Source organism: Pseudomonas sp. NPDC087336 (assembly GCF_044744285.1).
Classification (GTDB): domain Bacteria; phylum Pseudomonadota; class Gammaproteobacteria; order Pseudomonadales; family Pseudomonadaceae; genus Aquipseudomonas.
In genome coordinates, this window is record NZ_JBIUYA010000004.1 from 284,806 (window position 1) to 301,666 (window position 16,861).

General features: G+C 60.9%; 19 protein-coding genes and 1 pseudogene. 18 read left to right on the forward strand and 2 right to left on the reverse strand.

Annotated features, from left to right (window positions below; genetic code table 11):
• The first annotated feature begins 9 nt into the window (after nt 1-9).
• The 15 genes and pseudogenes from flhF (at nt 10) to ACIO0C_RS06360 (ending at nt 12,906) form a co-directional block, all read left to right on the forward strand.
• A complete protein-coding gene (flhF, locus tag ACIO0C_RS06290) occupies nt 10-1,335 on the forward strand; it encodes a flagellar biosynthesis protein FlhF (RefSeq protein ID WP_401309204.1) in 1,326 nt (441 codons plus the stop codon).
• A gap of 118 nt (nt 1,336-1,453) precedes the next feature.
• Nucleotides 1,454-2,284: a flagellar synthesis regulator FleN gene (gene fleN, locus ACIO0C_RS06295; protein ID WP_007975361.1), complete on the forward strand. Its 831-nt coding sequence runs from the start codon at nt 1,454-1,456 to the stop codon at nt 2,282-2,284.
• A complete protein-coding gene (gene fliA, locus ACIO0C_RS06300) occupies nt 2,281-3,021 on the forward strand; it encodes an RNA polymerase sigma factor FliA (RefSeq protein ID WP_272605167.1) in 741 nt (246 codons plus the stop codon). The genes fleN and fliA overlap by 4 nt, the downstream gene beginning before the upstream one ends.
• 166 nt (nt 3,022-3,187) lie before the next feature.
• Complete coding sequence (locus tag ACIO0C_RS06305; protein WP_007975363.1) at nt 3,188-3,559, forward strand: chemotaxis response regulator CheY; 372 nt, start codon at nt 3,188-3,190, stop codon at nt 3,557-3,559.
• Between the two features lie 19 nt (nt 3,560-3,578).
• Nucleotides 3,579-4,367: a protein phosphatase CheZ gene (locus tag ACIO0C_RS06310; RefSeq protein WP_401309209.1), complete on the forward strand. Its 789-nt coding sequence runs from the start codon at nt 3,579-3,581 to the stop codon at nt 4,365-4,367.
• Between the two features lie 45 nt (nt 4,368-4,412).
• Nucleotides 4,413-6,662 (forward strand): chemotaxis protein CheA, encoded by a 2,250-nt coding sequence (locus ACIO0C_RS06315; RefSeq protein WP_401309211.1) that lies wholly within the window; start codon nt 4,413-4,415, stop codon nt 6,660-6,662.
• A 51-nt stretch (nt 6,663-6,713) separates the two neighbouring features.
• Nucleotides 6,714-7,850, forward strand: a complete 1,137-nt coding sequence (locus ACIO0C_RS06320) for a chemotaxis response regulator protein-glutamate methylesterase (RefSeq protein ID WP_401309213.1) — start codon at nt 6,714-6,716, stop codon at nt 7,848-7,850.
• Entirely contained in the window at nt 7,850-8,590 is a 741-nt protein-coding gene (locus ACIO0C_RS06325) for a flagellar motor protein (RefSeq protein ID WP_008055354.1), read from the forward strand. Before ACIO0C_RS06320 ends, ACIO0C_RS06325 begins: the two co-directional genes overlap by 1 nt.
• A gap of 15 nt (nt 8,591-8,605) precedes the next feature.
• The gene (gene motD, locus ACIO0C_RS06330) at nt 8,606-9,496 is read left to right on the forward strand and encodes a flagellar motor protein MotD (RefSeq protein WP_401309215.1); all 891 of its coding nucleotides are present in this window, start codon (nt 8,606-8,608) and stop codon (nt 9,494-9,496) included.
• A gap of 38 nt (nt 9,497-9,534) precedes the next feature.
• Complete coding sequence (locus ACIO0C_RS06335) at nt 9,535-10,323, forward strand: ParA family protein (protein ID WP_401309217.1); 789 nt, start codon at nt 9,535-9,537, stop codon at nt 10,321-10,323.
• Nucleotides 10,320-10,442 (forward strand): annotated as a pseudogene (locus ACIO0C_RS06340) (outer membrane lipoprotein carrier protein LolA); the annotation flags it as partial. The gene ACIO0C_RS06335 and the pseudogene ACIO0C_RS06340, both read left to right, overlap by 4 nt.
• A gap of 11 nt (nt 10,443-10,453) precedes the next feature.
• Nucleotides 10,454-11,347, forward strand: coding sequence for a CheW domain-containing protein (locus ACIO0C_RS06345; protein WP_401309219.1), 894 nt, complete (start codon nt 10,454-10,456; stop codon nt 11,345-11,347).
• A 42-nt stretch (nt 11,348-11,389) separates the two neighbouring features.
• Nucleotides 11,390-11,875, forward strand: a complete 486-nt coding sequence (locus tag ACIO0C_RS06350) for a chemotaxis protein CheW (RefSeq protein ID WP_007946765.1) — start codon at nt 11,390-11,392, stop codon at nt 11,873-11,875.
• Nucleotides 11,876-12,271, forward strand: coding sequence for a DUF2802 domain-containing protein (locus tag ACIO0C_RS06355; RefSeq protein WP_401309221.1), 396 nt, complete (start codon nt 11,876-11,878; stop codon nt 12,269-12,271).
• 365 nt (nt 12,272-12,636) lie between these two features.
• Nucleotides 12,637-12,906: a hypothetical protein gene (locus ACIO0C_RS06360; protein WP_401309223.1), complete on the forward strand. Its 270-nt coding sequence runs from the start codon at nt 12,637-12,639 to the stop codon at nt 12,904-12,906.
• 67 nt (nt 12,907-12,973) lie between these two features.
• On the opposite strand, the gene ACIO0C_RS06365 is transcribed toward ACIO0C_RS06360, so the two are convergent.
• The gene (locus tag ACIO0C_RS06365; protein WP_401309224.1) at nt 12,974-13,303 is read right to left on the reverse strand and encodes an EscU/YscU/HrcU family type III secretion system export apparatus switch protein; all 330 of its coding nucleotides are present in this window, start codon (nt 13,301-13,303) and stop codon (nt 12,974-12,976) included.
• Nucleotides 13,300-14,868: a flagellar hook-length control protein FliK gene (locus tag ACIO0C_RS06370; RefSeq protein ID WP_401309226.1), complete on the reverse strand. Its 1,569-nt coding sequence runs from the start codon at nt 14,866-14,868 to the stop codon at nt 13,300-13,302. Before ACIO0C_RS06370 ends, ACIO0C_RS06365 begins: the two co-directional genes overlap by 4 nt.
• A gap of 198 nt (nt 14,869-15,066) precedes the next feature.
• Between ACIO0C_RS06370 and ccmA the strand changes: the two genes are divergently transcribed.
• The 3 genes from ccmA to ccsA all read left to right on the forward strand — a co-directional run.
• Nucleotides 15,067-15,702, forward strand: coding sequence for a cytochrome c biogenesis heme-transporting ATPase CcmA (gene ccmA, locus ACIO0C_RS06375; RefSeq protein WP_401309228.1), 636 nt, complete (start codon nt 15,067-15,069; stop codon nt 15,700-15,702).
• Nucleotides 15,699-16,367, forward strand: coding sequence for a heme exporter protein CcmB (gene ccmB, locus ACIO0C_RS06380; RefSeq protein WP_401309231.1), 669 nt, complete (start codon nt 15,699-15,701; stop codon nt 16,365-16,367). The genes ccmA and ccmB overlap by 4 nt, the downstream gene beginning before the upstream one ends.
• 80 nt (nt 16,368-16,447) lie before the next feature.
• On the forward strand, nt 16,448-16,861 hold a 414-nt coding region (gene ccsA, locus ACIO0C_RS06385), incomplete at its 3' end, for a cytochrome c biogenesis protein CcsA (protein ID WP_401309234.1).

The following is a 16,861-nucleotide window of genomic DNA, read 5'->3' on the forward strand; positions in this document are numbered from 1 at the left end:
TAGTGATTCATGCAAGTTAAGCGTTTTTTCGCCGCCGATATGCGTCAGGCCATGAAGCTGGTTCGTGAAGAGCTGGGCGCCGATGCCGCGATCATTGGCAACCGCCGCATTGCCGGTGGTGTCGAGATTACGGCTGCCCTGGATTACCAACCGTCGGCGCTGGCCCCGCGCGTGCCGAACATGGAACTCGAGGACGAGCTGCGCAAGACTCAGTCGCGGATCGTCACTGCCCAGGCCGAATTGAGCCTGCGCGGCGAGGGCGATAGCGACAAGGGCACCAATCAACAGTTGTTTGCCGGCCTGCCCCTGACCGCTGCCGAACCGCTGATCGAACCGACCCTGGCCGAAGCGCGCCGTCCCGCTCCAGCACCTGCCCCGGCGGCCGCGATTGATACGCGGGTCTTCGACTCGATGCGTTCGGAGCTCAACAGCCTGCGCGAACTCATGGAAGTGCAACTCGGCTCCCTCGCCTGGAACCAGCTGCAGGGCAGCCGCCCGGACCAGGCGACCCTGTGGCGCCGCCTGCAACGCATTGGCGTGTCCGGCCCGTTGTCGCGGGATCTGCTGGCGCAGGTCAGTGAAATTGAAGAACCCCGTCAGGCCTGGCGCATGTTGCTCGCGCACCTGGCGCGAATGATCATTACGCCGGAAATGGAACCGCTGGAAGAAGGCGGTGTGATCGCCATGGTCGGCCCGGCCGGCATGGGCAAGACCACCACCCTGGCCAAGCTGGCGGCCCGTTACGTGCTCAAGTACGGCGCGCAGAACATTGCCCTGGTGAGCATGGACAGCTTTCGCATCGGTGCCCAAGAGCAGCTCAAGACCCTCGGGCGGATCCTCAATGTGCCAGTGACCCACGTCGATCCGAACCAGTCGCTGGTCCAGGCGCTGGATCCCTTGTTGCGCAAGCGTGTGGTGCTGATCGATACCGCCGGCCTGCAAGCCAGCGACCCGGCCCTGCGCATGCAGCTCGAAAGCCTGGCCGCTCGAGGCATCCGGTCAAAAAATTATCTGGTGCTGGCAACCACCAGCCAGAAACAGGTTCTAACCGCCGCTTATCACAGTTACAAGCGTTGCGGACTCGCTGGCTGCATCCTGACTAAACTGGATGAAACGGCAAGTCTGGGCGAGGTGTTGAGTCTGGCCATCAGCCATGAGTTGCCGGTGGCCTACCTGACCGATGGCCCGCGGATTCCAGATGATCTGCATCTGCCGCGTCGTCATCAACTGGTCAGTCGGGCCGTCAGCGTGCAAATGCAGGAAGAACCCAGCGAAGAGGCCATGGCTGACATGTTCGCTGATATCTACCACAGTCCGACCAAGCAGGTTGGCTGAGGTAACACAATGAATAGTTTTTGTACCCTACATCGATGGCCTGCCATGCATTGTTCCGGTTGTGAACGCGCAGCCAGTTATGTGGCCCCGTCAATGCAGAACAAGGTAAAGAAATAACATGGGCAGCATGCATCCTGTACAGGTGATCGCGGTGACCGGCGGCAAAGGTGGCGTCGGCAAAACTAACGTGTCAGTGAACTTGTCCCTGGCTTTGGCTGAGCTTGGCCGGCGCGTCATGCTGCTGGACGCCGACCTGGGCCTGGCGAACGTCGACGTTCTGTTGGGGCTGACACCCAAACGTACCCTGGCCGACGTGATCGAAGGCCGCTGTGAATTGCGCGACGTGCTGTTGCAGGGCCCTGGCGGCATCCGCATCGTTCCCGCGGCGTCCGGCACTCAGAGCATGGTCCACTTGAGCCCGGCCCAGCACGCCGGCCTGATCCAGGCCTTCAGCGACATCGGCGACAATCTCGACGTGCTGGTGATCGATACGGCGGCGGGCATTGGTGAGTCGGTGGTCAGTTTCGTGCGCGCGGCCCAGGAAGTGTTGCTGGTGGTGTGCGACGAGCCGACCTCGATCACTGACGCCTATGCGTTGATCAAATTGCTCAACCGCGATTACGGCATGAACCGTTTCCGCGTGTTGGCCAACATGGCGCAGAGCCCCCAGGAAGGGCGCAACCTGTTCGCCAAGTTGACCAAGGTCACCGACCGCTTCCTCGACGTCGCCCTGCAATACGTCGGCGCGGTGCCTTACGACGAAAGCGTGCGCAAGGCCGTGCAGAAACAGCGCGCCGTCTACGAGGCCTTCCCGCGCTCCAAGTGCTCGCTGGCATTCAAGGCGATCGCGCAGAAGGTCGATACCTGGCCGCTGCCCGCCAACCCGCGCGGGCACCTGGAGTTTTTCGTCGAGCGCCTCGTGCAGCAAACGGCAGGACCGGTGCTATGACCGCCAGCGGTTACAACCTCTACAAGGCATCGGCGCGTAACGCGCAGTACGAGCTGATCGAGCGTTACGCGCCGCTGGTTAAACGCATTGCCTATCACTTGCTGGCGCGTCTGCCGGCCAGTGTCCAGGTCGAAGACCTGATCCAGGCCGGGATGATCGGCCTGCTGGAAGTATCGACCAAATACGACGCCAGCAAAGGCGCCAGTTTCGAGACCTACGCAGGCATCCGCATTCGCGGCGCCATGCTCGATGAAGTGCGCAAGGGTGACTGGGCGCCTCGTTCGGTCCACCGCAATACGCGAATGGTCAGTGACGCCATTCGCTCGATTGAAGCTAAAACCGGCCGTGACGCTAAAGATCACGAAGTTGCGGCCGAACTCCAATTGAGTCTTGACGATTACTACGGGATTTTGAACGACACCCTGGGCAGCCGCCTGTTCAGCTTCGACGACCTGTTGCAGGACGGCGAACATGAAGGGCTGCACGAGGACGGCGCCAGTGCTCATCTGGAACCGTCTCGCGATCTGGAAGATGAACGCTTCCAGGCAGCGCTGGCGGACGCGATCGCCAATTTGCCGGAGCGTGAGCGATTGGTGTTGGCGCTGTACTACGACGAAGAATTGAATCTCAAGGAAATCGGCGAGGTCCTGGGGGTCAGCGAATCCCGGGTCAGCCAGTTACACAGCCAGTGCGCGGCCCGTTTGCGGGGGCGTCTGGGAGAGTGGCGAGCGCGCTGAAGGCAGTGTGGGGGCACTGCGACGCGGCGGGTGGGGTGATGAACCGCGCCGGTCTCGATCCGTTGTAACCCAAACAGTCATCAAGTGTTTCGCCAGATTGATTGAAATGGCGCGTCCAGGTGCTGGGCGCGTTTTAGTCTGCTTGGAGGTCGAATTGGACAAGAACATGAAAATCCTCATCGTTGATGACTTCTCAACGATGCGGCGGATCATCAAGAATTTGTTGCGTGACCTTGGGTTCACCAACACGGTCGAGGCCGACGATGGTACTACCGCCATTCCGGTACTCAACAGCGGGAGCATCGACTTTCTGGTGACGGACTGGAACATGCCTGGCATGACCGGTATCGATCTGCTGCGCCACGTGCGCGCCGATGAAAGGCTCAAGCACCTGCCAGTGCTGATGGTGACTGCCGAAGCCAAGCGCGAGCAGATCATCGAGGCAGCTCAGGCCGGCGTAAACGGCTATGTAGTCAAACCCTTCACGGCCCAGGCGTTGAAAGAAAAAATCGAAAAGATTTTCGAACGCATCGGTTGAACTGCGCCACGGGGGAGCTATGGGGCATAACGAATCATCCCAGGGCGATTTTGAATCGACCCTGAAAAAACACGCCGTCGAATTGGTCGCGAGCCTTGAAAAGGGCAGGTTCGGCGATGCTGTGCAATTGATCCATGAGCTCAACCAGACCCGTGACCGTGGCCTGTATCAGGAAGTGGGCAAGCTCACCCGCGAGCTGCATAGCGCGATCGTCAATTTCCAGATTGACCCGCACATGCCGCAAGCCGAGGAAGTGTCACAGATCACCGACGCCACCGAGCGCCTGGGGTATGTGGTGAAGCTGACCGAAGCCGCCGCCAACCGCACCATGGACCTGGTGGAAAACGCCACGCCGCTGGTCAACAGCCTGGCTGACGAAGCCCAGGGCTTGAGCGCCGACTGGGGACGGTTCATGCGGCGCGAAGTCGGGGCCGAAGAGTTTCGTGAGCTGGCCCGGCGCGTCGACGGTTTCCTGGCGCGCAGCAGCGCAGACAATCGCGCCGTGTCCAGCAACCTCAACGACATTCTGCTCGCCCAGGATTACCAGGACCTCACCGGCCAGGTGATCAAGCGTGTGACCCAACTGGTCACCGAAGTGGAAAGCAACCTGCTCAAGCTCGTGCTGATGGCCAGCCAGGTGGACCGCTTTGCGGGCATCGAACATGACCGTGCGGCCATGCTTGCAGAAAAAGATCCACAAAAACATCTCTCCAAGGGTGAAGGTCCGCAGATTCATGCCGATAAAAGAGAAGACGTTATGTCCGGTCAGGACGATGTGGACGATTTGCTATCCAGCCTGGGTTTTTAGAATTCAGGTTTTTTGGGTTTTTAGACCTGTAGGAGCACCCCCTTAATGAGCTTCGGCGCCGATGAAGAGATCCTTCAGGATTTCCTGGTTGAGGCCGGCGAGATTCTAGAGCAACTGTCCGAGCAACTGGTCGAGCTGGAAAGCCGTCCGGATGATGCGGACTTGCTCAATGCAATTTTTCGCGGTTTTCACACTGTAAAAGGGGGCGCCGGCTTCCTCCAGCTCAACGAGCTGGTGGAGTGCTGCCACATCGCCGAGAACGTGTTCGACATCCTGCGCAAGGGCGAGCGTCGCGTCGATTCGGAATTGATGGACGTGGTCCTCGAAGCGCTGGATGCGGTGAACGGCATGTTCAGCGAAGTGCGCGAACGCTGCCCGATCACGGCTGCAACGCCTGAGTTGCTGGCGGCGCTGGCTCGTCTGGCCGAGCCGCAAGCGGCTGATGAGGTGGCTGTCGCCGCAGTGATCGACGCGCCTGTGGTTGAAGCCGATTCAGGCGATATTACCGATAACGAATTCGAACAACTGCTGGACTCGCTGAACGCCGTCAAGGCCCAGGCCGAGGCGCCCGCCGTTGCTCCAGCACCTGCCAGCGAAGTGCCTGCCAACGACGAAATCACCGATGCCGAGTTCGAGTCGTTGCTCGATCAACTGCACGGCAAGGGCAAGTTCGCCGTCGATGCAGTGGCCCCGGCGCCCGTCGCGCCGCCAGAGCCTCAAGCCGCTGGCGATAGCAGCGACATCACCGACGAAGAATTCGAAGCCTTGCTCGACCAACTGCACGGCAAGGGCAACTTTGCGGTCGAGGCGCTGGAGTCGGCCATCGCATCGGTGCCGGCACCGGTAGCGCCCGCCGCAGCGGCGGCCGGCAGTGATCTGATCAGCGATCATGAATTCGAAGCACTGCTCGACGAATTGCACGGCGAGGGCAAGTTCAGCGACGTGGGCACCGCGACAGCGGCGAACGGCGCGAACGCCCCGGTGACAGCAGCGGCCGCCAAGGTGGTTGCGCCCAAGCCCGTGGCCAAGGCGCCCGAACCAAAAGCCGAAGCACCGGCGGCCACCGCTGCACCGGCTGCGGCCCGTGCCCCGGCCGCACCGCCCGCGGAAAAGCCGGCCAGCGAAGCCGAGACCACCGTGCGGGTCGATACCGCGCGGCTCGACGAGATCATGAACATGGTTGGCGAGTTGGTGCTGGTGCGTAACCGCCTGGTCCGCCTGGGCGCCAACAGCGCCGACGAAGCCATGTCCAAGGCCGTGTCGAACCTCGACGTGGTCACGGCCGACCTGCAGACCGCGGTCATGAAGACCCGGATGCAACCGATCAAGAAGGTCTTCGGGCGCTTCCCGCGCCTGGTTCGCGACCTGGCGCGCCAGCTCAAGAAAGAGATCAACCTGGAGCTGGTCGGCGAAGACACCGACCTCGACAAGAACCTGGTCGAAGCCCTGGCCGACCCGTTGGTCCACCTGGTGCGCAACGCGGTCGACCACGGCATCGAATCGCCGGAAGAACGCGAAGCGTCGGGCAAGGCCCGTGGTGGCAAGGTGATCCTGGCGGCCGAGCAGGAGGGCGATCACATCCTGTTGTCGATCTCCGACGACGGCAAGGGCATGGACCCGAATGTCCTGCGTGCCATCGCGGTAAAACGCGGTGTGATGGACAAGGACGCGGCCGATCGCCTGAGCGATACCGAGTGCTACAACCTGATCTTCGCCCCGGGCTTCTCGACCAAGACCGAGATATCCGACGTGTCGGGTCGTGGCGTGGGCATGGACGTGGTGAAAACCAAGATCTCCCAGCTCAACGGTTCGATCAACATCTACTCGGCCAAGGGCCAGGGATCGAAGATTGTCATCAAGGTGCCGCTGACCCTGGCGATCATGCCGACCCTGATGGTCATGCTCGGCAACCAGGCGTTTGCGTTCCCGCTGGTGAACGTCAACGAGATCTTCCACCTCGACCTGTCGCGCACCAACGTGGTGGACGGCCAGGAAGTGGTGATCGTGCGGGACAAGGCACTGCCGTTGTTCTACCTCAAGCGCTGGCTGGTCAGCTCCGCCGCTCACGAAGAGCAGCGCGAAGGCCACGTGGTGATCCTTTCGGTAGGCACCCAGCGGATCGGCTTTGTCGTCGACCAGCTGGTGGGCCAGGAAGAAGTGGTCATCAAGCCGTTGGGCAAAATGCTCCAGGGAACCCCGGGCATGTCGGGCGCCACCATTACCGGTGACGGCCGCATCGCGCTGATTCTCGATGTTCCGAGCATGCTCAAGCGTTACGCCACACGGCGTATTTGATTCTGGCGCAGCGGTGGCGGCTGACGCCCCGCTGCGTCTAATGGAGTGTTTATGGCAGTCAAGGTCCTGGTGGTGGACGATTCAGGGTTTTTCCGTCGCCGCGTCTCGGAAATTCTTTCAGCGGATTCCAATATCCAGGTCGTCGGCACGGCGACCAACGGCAAAGAGGCGATCGATCAGGCACTGGCCCTCAAGCCGGACGTGATCACCATGGACTACGAGATGCCGATGATGGACGGCATCACCGCGGTACGGCACATCATGCAGCGCTGCCCGACCCCGGTCCTGATGTTTTCCTCACTGACCCATGAAGGCGCCCGGGTCACCCTGGACGCGCTGGACGCCGGTGCGGTGGACTTCCTGCCGAAGAACTTCGAAGACATCTCGCGCAACCCCGAGAAGGTCAAACAACTACTGTGCGAGAAGATTCTCAGCATCTCGCGCAGCAATCGTCGTGTCAGCAGCTATAGCGCGCCGGCACCGGTGGTAGCACCGGCGCCGACACCAACGCCAACGCCTTCGAGCACTCTCGGTTATGGCAGCAGCGCGCCTGTGCGCCCGGCCCCCGCGCCGGTCCCGTCCCGTGCACCTGCGCACGCACCGTCGTCGCCTGCGCCCAAACGCAAAGCCTACAAATTGCTGGCCATCGGTACGTCCACCGGCGGCCCGGTGGCCTTGCAGCGGGTATTGACCCAGCTGCCAGCCAACTTCCCCGCCCCGATCGTGTTGGTCCAGCACATGCCGGCTGCCTTCACCAAGGCGTTCGCCGAGCGCCTGGACAAGCTCTGCCGGATCAGCGTCAAGGAAGCCGAGGACGGCGACATCCTGCGCCCGGGTATGGCGTTGTTGGCACCCGGCGGCAAGCAGATGATGATCGACGGCCGGGGTGCGGTGAAAATCCTGCCGGGCGACGAGCGCTTGAACTACAAGCCCTGCGTGGACATCACCTTCGGTTCGGCGGCCAAGTCCTATGGCGACAAAGTTCTGGCGGTCGTACTGACCGGCATGGGCGCCGACGGTCGTGAAGGCGCACGCCTGCTCAAGCAGAGCGGCAGTTCGATCTGGGCCCAGGATGAAGCCAGCTGCGTGATCTATGGCATGCCCATGGCCATCGTCAAGGCCGAACTGGCCGACGCGGTGTATGCACTGGACGACATCGGCCGGCACATCGTCGAGGCCTGTGTCTGATGGACGTTTTAAGTCTCATCGGCATCATCATGGCGTTCGTCGCCATCATTGGCGGCAACTACCTCGAAGGCGGACATATCGGTGCGCTGGCCAACGGTCCGGCCGCGTTGATCGTGCTGGGCGGGACCATCGGTGCGGCGTTGCTGCAATCGCCCATGAGCGCCTTCAAGCGTGCCATGCAGATTCTGGCGTGGATCCTGTTTCCTCCGCGGGTCGACCTGGCCGGTGGTATCGATCGCGTCGTCAACTGGAGCCTGACCGCCCGCAAGGAAGGCCTGCTCGGGCTGGAAGGGGTGGCCGATACCGAACCCGACAGCTACTCGCGCAAAGGCCTGCAATTGCTGGTCGATGGCGTCGAGCCGGAAGCGATCCGCAGCATTCTCGAGGTGGATTTCTACACCCAGGAAAGCCGCGACATCGAAGCCGCCAAGGTTTTCGAAAGCATGGGCGGTTATGCGCCGACCATCGGCATCATCGGTGCGGTGATGGGCCTGATTCACGTGATGGGCAACCTGGGCGATCCGTCGCAGCTGGGCAATGGCATCGCCGTGGCCTTCGTCGCCACCATTTACGGTGTGGCCAGTGCCAACCTGGTATTGCTGCCGATTGCCGCCAAGCTCAAGTCCATCGCGTTGCGCCAGTCGCGTTATCGCGAAATGTTGCTGGAAGGAATCCTGTCGATCGCCGAAGGTGAAAACCCGCGCTCTATCGAGTTGAAGCTCCAGGGCTTCATGGATTGATGGGGGTAATGGACTATGGCTCGTCGTCGTCAACATGATGAACATGTAAACCATGAGCGTTGGCTGGTTTCCTACGCCGACTTCATCACTTTGCTCTTCGCGTTTTTCGTGGTGATGTACTCGATTTCGTCGATCAACGAAGGCAAGTACAAAGTCATTTCCGAGGCATTGATCGGCGTCTTCACCGATAGCGATCGCGCGCTCAAGCCTATCCCCATCGGTGAGGAGCGACCGCAGACCGTCACCCCGGCCAAGCCGTTGGTCAAGGACAGTGATCAGGTCGATGCCGGTGTCTCGGGTGCCAGCGATCCGCTCAAAAGCATCGCCGATGACATCAGCGCGGCCTTCGGCGACCTGATCAGCTCCAAGCAGATGACCGTGCGCGGCAACGAGCTGTGGGTCGAGATCGAGCTCAATTCCAGCCTGTTGTTCGGCAGTGGCGATGCCATGCCCAGCGACATTGCCTTCAACATCATCGACAAGGTCGCGGCGATCCTCAAGCCGTTCGACAACCCGATCCATGTCGAGGGTTTCACCGACGACCAACCGATCCGCACCGCGCAGTACCCCACCAACTGGGAGCTGTCTTCGGCCCGCTCGGCCAGCATCGTGCGCATGCTGGCGATGCAGGGGGTCAACCCCGGTCGCCTGGCATCGGTAGGCTATGGCGAATTCCAGCCAGTGGCCAATAACGCCACGGTCGAGGGCCGGGCGCGCAACCGTCGCGTGGTGCTGGTGGTGTCGCGCAACCTCGACGTGCGGCGCAGCCTCACCGCGACGGGGGCAGCCAATGCGCAACCGGATGCCGCCTTGAAGCGTGCTGGCACACAAACTGCACCGACCGCGGTCAAGTCGCCGGTTCGAGAGAACGCCGTCAATTCTCCGTCGCCCGCATTAACACGTTGAGCTAATTCCCGGTCGACCCGGCCGGGAGGAACAATCGAATGAGAGTCTGGGCAGTTGCCAATCAAAAGGGTGGTGTCGGTAAAACCACTTCTTCCATCGCTTTAGCCGGGTTGCTGGCCGAGGCGGGCAAGCGCGTGGTCGTGGTCGATCTCGACCCCCACGGCTCCATGACCAGCTATTTCGGTTACGACCCAGACAGCCTGGAACACAGCAGCTACGACCTGTTCCTGCATAAAGGCAGCGTGCCCCAGGGCCTGCCCGGCCAGCTGTTGCTGCCCACCAGTCACGAGTCCATTTCGCTGTTGCCCTCGAGCACCGCGCTGGCCACCCTTGAACGCCAGTCGCCGGGCCAGAGTGGTCTGGGCCTGGTGATCGCCAAGAGCCTGGCGCAGTTATGGCAGGACTTCGATTACGCGGTGATCGACAGCCCGCCGTTGCTCGGGGTGTTGATGGTCAATGCCCTGGCGGCGAGCCAGCAACTGGTGATCCCGGTGCAGACCGAACACCTGGCGGTCAAGGGCCTGGAGCGCATGGTCAACACCCTGGCGATGATCAATCGCTCGCGCAAGCAGGCCTTGCCGTTCACCATCGTGCCAACCCTGTTCGATCGCCGCACGCAGGCGTCCCTCGGTACGCTGCGGGTTTTGCGCGACAAGTTTCCAGACGAAATCTGGCAGGGCTACATCCCGGTCGACACACGCCTGCGCGATGCCAGCCGGGCGGGGCTGACGCCTTCGCAATTCGACGGCAAGAGCCGCGGTGTCGTTGCCTACCGCGCGCTGCTCAAGCATCTGCTGGCGGCGCAACTTGTCTCGCAGGTGGCATGAGAATGAACACGATCCCTGTAGGAGCAAGCTTGCTCGCGATGGTCGTCAGCGATAACGCAGGAAACCTGGCACCCCGCGGCGCTCTCGGGCTCTTCGCGAGCAAGCTCGCTCCTGCAATAGGGGGGTGTCAGTGAATCGTCCGGTAAAGATCACATCGCGACCGCAATTGGCGCTGCAGTCGTATCTGGACAGCTTGCTGCAAGAGGTCCCCGAGGAACTATCGGCGGACTTCGAAGCACTGCCCGAAGTGGTCGAGTCTGAAGCTGCATTGGACGAGTTCCAGGCCGCCGTGCTCGAAGAGCAGAGTCGTGATGCGTATAAAACCATGGTCGCTGCCGCCCCGGATATTGAGCCTGTTGCGCCTCAGATAAAGCTCGCTGTGACGGCACCCGTGCTGACGCCGGTATCGACCATCGCCCCGTTGCTGCAAGCCCTGGTACCGCCGCCCGTCGAAGAGCCTCAAGTCCTGGTGCCTCCGATCGTCGAAGTGCACCTGCCACCGGCCAACACACCGCCGCCAGCGGACACCGACGGTCGTCCTGCCTGGGCGGCCGAACCCTTCGAATGCCTGTTGTTTGATGTCGCCGGGTTGACCCTGGCGGTGCCGCTGGTGTGCCTGGGTTCAATCTATCCACTGGCCGGTCATGAGCTGACGTCGTTGTTCGGTCAGCCGGAGTGGTTCCTCGGCATCCTGCCGAGCCAGGCAGGCAACCTGAAGGTATTGGACACGGCACGTTGGGTCATGCCCGATCGTTACCGCGAGGACTTCAAGCAGGGCTTGCAATACGTGATTTCCGTCCAGGGCTATGAGTGGGGGCTGGCGGTGCATCAGGTCAGTCGCTCGTTGCGCCTGGACCCGAACGAAATCAAATGGCGCAGCCACCGTGGCCAACGGCCGTGGCTGGCGGGCACGGTGATTGAACACATGTGTGCATTGCTCGATGTCTGCGAACTGGCCGAGTTGATCGCCAGCGGTGGGGCCAGGCACATGGGCGGCACCAAGCCGCCGCATAAAACTACATAACAGAACAACACCGCCAGGGCGGTTTCTTGAGGGGAGCAGGGTATGAATGACAAGGCGACGGCGGCAAAGGGTTCCGAAGATCCGATCCTGCAATGGGTCACCTTCAAGCTGGACAACGAAACCTACGGCATCAACGTGATGCGCGTCCAGGAAGTCCTGCGCTACACCGAAATCGCCCCGGTACCGGGCGCTCCGAGCTATGTGCTGGGCATCATCAACCTGCGCGGCAACGTGGTCACCGTGATCGACACCCGCCAGCGTTTCGGCCTGATGAATGCCGAAATCAGCGACAACACCCGTATCGTCATCATCGAAGCCGACAAGCAAGTGGTCGGGATCATGGTCGACAGTGTGGCCGAAGTGGTTTACCTGCGTCAGTCGGAAATCGAGACCGCGCCGAACGTCGGTAACGAAGAGTCCGCCAAGTTCATTCAAGGCGTGTGCAACAAGAACAATGAACTGCTGATCCTTGTCGAACTGGACAAGATGATGAGCGAAGAAGAATGGTCGGACCTGGAGAACATCTGATTGATTCTCGAGGTGGCGGTCATTGTCCTGTTCCTGTTGTGGGCAGGCACGCTGGCAATGTTTTTGTCCTACATCCGCGGGCAAAAGCTGATCGCTGCGCAACAGGCCCAGGGCGATGCGCAGCGCGACCAGCGCATCAAGGATTTGGGCAGGCGCGTCGACAATTACCAGGATGGCAATGTGCGCATGGGCGAAGACCTGCATGAATTGCGCACGCTCGTCGCGCCACTGCCGGATAAGCTGACCCGGCTGGAACAACGCGATCCCAAGAGCCTGTCATTTGACCAGGCGGCGAAACTGGTCGGCATGGGCGCCAGCGTCGACGAACTGACCCAGTCCTGTGGCCTGACCCAGGCCGAGGCGGAGTTGATGAGCAAGTTGCACAAGAGCGACTAGAAGCTTGAAGCAAAAGATCGCAGCCTGTGGCAGCTCCTACAAGGGTTACATTCACCTGTAGGAGCTGCCGAAGGCTGCGATCCTTTCGTTTTTACCAGGTTTTTTTTAGCGCCAGAGAGGCGGCCTTATAGCCTACCCAATCTACTGTAGGAGCTGGCTTGCCAGCGAAGACAATCGAAAGATCACCGCCATTTATAATTTATTTGAAAGAACAAATGTCAATTTGTTAATTCGGACTTCAATCGTTTGAATCCCCTTACTTTTGATAGTTGAGCTGTTTTGTCGAAAGCCTTAATTTGAACTCGAACCTGCTTTGCAGGCTCGATCACTCATATGTGAAGTTCAAACTTCAAGGAATGTATCGCATGGAACAGCAGCGAAATCGTCATACCGGGATCATTGCGTCTTTTCAATTGGAAGATCCAGATTGGCCAGTCATCACACCCGCGGCAAAAGGAACAGTTCGATCCGCGCTTGATAATAATCTATACGATCTTCGCGGACTTGACTTCATGGGGATGGAGCGTCTGTTGCCCCTTGTAGGCGTGCGTATTTCTTTTGTGCTTGTCAGGTGGAACGACGGTAAAGTGACCGCGGGTGATATTCGACTGGAAAACAGAGGTCGCGATGCCTGATTGAGGTATTGCTATCAATCGTGTGTTGGCTGCCTCTCTAAAAAAGGGCAGTCAGCATTTGGCCCTTTCAATAATCGTCCCCCTTCCCGGTGATATCGCGTTCCACGATCACGGCATCCGGATCCTGCCCCACCGGAAACTTGCCCTTCAAATTCCACGCAAACGCAATGATCTCGGCAATCGTTAGATAAAGCTCCTGCGCAATACTTTCTCCCAACTCCATCCGCGCCAGCAGACTCACCAGTTCGGCGTTCTCATAGATCGGTACTTCGCAGTCGCGAGCAATGCGCAGGATTTCTTGCGCCAGTTCTTCATTGCCCTTGGCCGTGATGGTAGGGGCGTGGGTGCCGTCGTACTTGAGGGCGATGGCCTGGCGTGGTGCGTTGGGGGTGTTCATGCGTTTTCGTCGACCCAGCGTTGTTCGAGGCGGGTTTGTGGACTTTGGGGCGGTTTGCCTTGGTGGCAGTCGAGATCGCCGACGTTCAGCCCGGCGGCCAGCATGCGTTGGCGCAGGGCCGCCAGGTTGCTTTCGATCAGGCTGGCGGTGTAGGCGCGTTCGGCCCACAGCTGGCTGCTGAGGCTGCCCTGAATCAGTTGCGCCTGAACCTGTAACGGGCCTAGCGGTTCCATGTCGAACGCCAGTTCGATGCGCCAGAGTTGTGGCCTGGGCGCGCGTTCTTCGGGGCGTTCCTTGGGTTGTTCTCTTTCGTGGGTTTCCTCGCGCTGGAACTTGATCTGCAGCGGCACGATGTCCTGCAGGTTGCGCATCGGGATCTCCAGCTGCCAGGTACTCATCAGCCGTCCGTCCGCGGTGACGCCGGTCTGCTCCAGGCTGGACAGCTGGTGGCTTTGCAGGCGTGAAACCGCGGCTGCGGCCAGGCGCAGCAGGTGTTCCAGATCATCTTCGCCTTCGGCGCTTTGCAACAGCCGCGAAGGCAGCGGGAAACCGGTCGGCGACGGCTTGGCGCTGACCTGGCCCAGCATGCCCAGGGCATTGCGCACGAAACTCGGCATGGCCTGGGCCAGGGTGTTGGCGGCGATGATTGCGCTGAGCTGGGTGCTGGCCGGCAGCCCGGATGACAGCTGGCCGATCAGTTTGAGCAGGTCGCCTTTCATGTCAGGTGCCAGGTTCTGACCGCCCAGCAGTTTCGATTCCAGGAATGCACCGCTGCTGGCCAGCGCCTGGGCCAGGCCTTTGGCGCTGCTCAATTGCTGGATGTCCGGCAGGCCCGCGAGCAATCTGTCCACGGCCGTGCGCAAGTCGCTGGAGGTCAGAGACGAGGCCGGCAGGTTTTGCAGCTGTTTGAGCAAGCCGTCCAGCGAGCCCTGGCGGCCTTGTTGGCTGAGCAGTTGCTGGGTCACGGCCAATTGTTCCTGACGGCTGCTCAAGGGCAAGAACTTCAAGGTCTGAGCATCCTGCACCTGGGCGCTGAGCAAGGTGCCGATGCGCAACGGCTGCGAACTGTCGATGCTCAGCGTGCTGCCGCTCAGCGCGGTGTTGAGCAGGCTGACCATCGAGCGGAACATCGTGGCTTGCCCAGGCACCGACGGCAACGCCTGGGAGGTCAGCACTTTACCCTGCAGCAGGGTGCCCGCCGGCATTTGTGCGGTGTCGATGCGGGTGAGGGTGGCGACGCTGGAGGCGATGGCTTGCTGCACGGTGACCGCCAGGTTGCCCGCCGAAGGTTGGGTGACCGCGATGCTGGTGCCTTGGGCCAAGGGCTGATTGCTGATGGCCTGGAGCATGGTCTGCCGACCGTTTTCGAGGGTGAGCTTGAGCAGCAACTCAAAGGCCTGATCCGCCTGCTTGAGCGACAGCACTTGCGCCTTGGCGGTCTGGCCGGCAGTGATCAGGCCCTCCATCGGCGTCAGCAGCTTGAGCAGCTCGCCACTGACCGCCGGCGCACGCGGGGTCGCCGCGGTGGCCTGCGGTAGCGGGAGGATGTTCATTTCGCCTGTCATACGCGGTCACAACCTTGGGAAATTGCACGCTTGAGAGTAGGAAATGGCATGTATAATGCTGCCCCGTTGTATACAGAATGCGGAAAATTTCACAGTTAATTGACGCAGCTCTCTCGTCCGGGCCGCCAATACCTTTATCCTGCATCTCTTTAACGGCCGCACCAGCGCCGACTTGAACCGTATAAGGCCCGCGAACCCTTGACCAGTCCAGTCCTGCAAACCGTTGCCCTTGCCTGTGAGCGAGACCTTCGGCTGCTCTTCGAAAATCTCGATTTGAGAATGGCCAGTGGCGAAATGGTACAAATCAGTGGCCCCAACGGCAGTGGCAAGACCAGCCTGTTGCGCCTGTTGTCCGGCCTGATGCACCCGACCGCCGGTCAAGTGCTGCTCAACGGTCAGCCGCTGAGCGAGCAACGCGCGGAGCTTGCACGCAACCTGTTGTGGATCGGCCATGCCGCTGGCATCAAGGACTTGCTGACCCCGCAAGAGAACCTGAGCTGGCTGTGCGCCCTGCATCAACCAGCGTCCCATGAGGCCATCTGGCAGGCCTTGGCGGCTGTCGGACTGCGTGGTTTCGAGGATGTTCCCTGCCACACGCTGTCCGCGGGTCAACAACGCCGCGTGGCACTGGCGCGGCTGTATCTGGACAGCCCGCCGTTGTGGATACTCGATGAGCCGTTCACCGCGCTCGATAAACAAGGCGTGGCGCAACTCGAAGAACACCTGGCCGGCCACTGCGAGCGCGGTGGTATTGTGGTCTTGACCACTCACCACACGCTGAGCCGCATGCCGGCCGCTTACCGCGACATTGATCTGGGGAACTGGGCCGTATGAGTGTTTTCGGCCTGTTGGTCGCCCGCGAGGCCCGTTTGCTGTTCCGCCGTCCGGCTGAACTGGCCAATCCACTGGTGTTCTTCGCCATCGTCGTTTCGCTGTTCCCGCTGGCGGTCGGTCCCGAGTCTCAATTGTTGCAAACCTTGTCTCCGGGACTGGTCTGGGTGGCGGCCCTTTTATCGGTCCTGCTCTCGCTGGACGGGCTTTTCCGCAGTGATTTCGAAGACGGATCGCTGGAACAGTGGGTCCTTTCGCCGCACCCCCTGGCTCTTCTGGTTTTGGCCAAGGTGCTGGCACACTGGGCGTTTTCCGGCCTGGCACTGGTTTTGCTCGCACCTTTGCTGGCGTTGATGCTCGGTTTGCCTGCCGCCTGTCTGCCGGTGTTGCTGGTTTCTTTATTGCTGGGTACACCGGTACTGAGCCTGCTCGGTGCGGTGGGCGCGGCGTTGACGGTCGGTTTGAAGCGTGGCGGCCTGTTGCTGGCGTTGCTGATTCTGCCGTTGTACATCCCGGTGTTGATACTTGGCAGTGGCGCCTTGCAGGCCGCCTTGCAGGGCATGCCGGCGACCGGTTATCTCTTGTGGCTTGGCAGCCTGACCGCCCTGGCGATAACCCTGACACCCTTTGCAATAGCTGCTGGCCTGAAGATCAGCGTCGGCGAATAATGAGGTCTGGTCAAAAATTGACCAGTAAAGACCCTTTGGCTGTCTCGTGACAACGAGCGGCAACCGTGATGGAAACAGTAATGAACTGGACGTGGTTTCATAAGCTCGGCTCGCCCAAATGGTTTTACGGCATCAGCGGCAAACTGCTGCCATGGTTGAGCGTCGCGGCGTTGCTGCTGATCGGCGTCGGCATGGTCTGGGGCCTGGCCTTCGCGCCGCCGGACTACCAGCAGGGCAACAGCTTTCGCATCATCTACATCCACGTTCCGGCCGCCATGCTGGCTCAGTCCATCTACGTGATGCTGGCGGTGTGCGGCATTGTCGGGCTGGTGTGGAAGATGAAGCTGGCCGACGTCGCCCTGCAGTGCGCGGCGCCCATCGGTGCCTGGATGACCGCCGTGGCGCTGGTCACCGGGGCTATCTGGGGCAAGCCGACATGGGGCTCGTGGTGGGTCTGGGATGCACGCCTTACGTCCATGCTGATTCTGCTTTTC

Coding starts and splice junctions, on each gene's coding strand:
- ACIO0C_RS06350 (WP_007946765.1), top strand. CDS start 11,390: ATGAATGACAAGGCGACGGCGGCAAAGGGTTCCGAAGATCCGATCCTG.
- ACIO0C_RS06370 (WP_401309226.1), bottom strand. CDS start 14,868: ATGACAGGCGAAATGAACATCCTCCCGCTACCGCAGGCCACCGCGGCG.
- ACIO0C_RS06335 (WP_401309217.1), top strand. CDS start 9,535: ATGAGAGTCTGGGCAGTTGCCAATCAAAAGGGTGGTGTCGGTAAAACC.
- motD (WP_401309215.1), top strand. CDS start 8,606: ATGGCTCGTCGTCGTCAACATGATGAACATGTAAACCATGAGCGTTGG.
- ACIO0C_RS06365 (WP_401309224.1), bottom strand. CDS start 13,303: ATGAACACCCCCAACGCACCACGCCAGGCCATCGCCCTCAAGTACGAC.
- ACIO0C_RS06305 (WP_007975363.1), top strand. CDS start 3,188: ATGAAAATCCTCATCGTTGATGACTTCTCAACGATGCGGCGGATCATC.
- ACIO0C_RS06320 (WP_401309213.1), top strand. CDS start 6,714: ATGGCAGTCAAGGTCCTGGTGGTGGACGATTCAGGGTTTTTCCGTCGC.
- flhF (WP_401309204.1), top strand. CDS start 10: ATGCAAGTTAAGCGTTTTTTCGCCGCCGATATGCGTCAGGCCATGAAG.
- ACIO0C_RS06315 (WP_401309211.1), top strand. CDS start 4,413: ATGAGCTTCGGCGCCGATGAAGAGATCCTTCAGGATTTCCTGGTTGAG.
- ACIO0C_RS06310 (WP_401309209.1), top strand. CDS start 3,579: ATGGGGCATAACGAATCATCCCAGGGCGATTTTGAATCGACCCTGAAA.
- ACIO0C_RS06360 (WP_401309223.1), top strand. CDS start 12,637: ATGGAACAGCAGCGAAATCGTCATACCGGGATCATTGCGTCTTTTCAA.
- ccmB (WP_401309231.1), top strand. CDS start 15,699: ATGAGTGTTTTCGGCCTGTTGGTCGCCCGCGAGGCCCGTTTGCTGTTC.
- fleN (WP_007975361.1), top strand. CDS start 1,454: ATGGGCAGCATGCATCCTGTACAGGTGATCGCGGTGACCGGCGGCAAA.
- ACIO0C_RS06325 (WP_008055354.1), top strand. CDS start 7,850: ATGGACGTTTTAAGTCTCATCGGCATCATCATGGCGTTCGTCGCCATC.
- fliA (WP_272605167.1), top strand. CDS start 2,281: ATGACCGCCAGCGGTTACAACCTCTACAAGGCATCGGCGCGTAACGCG.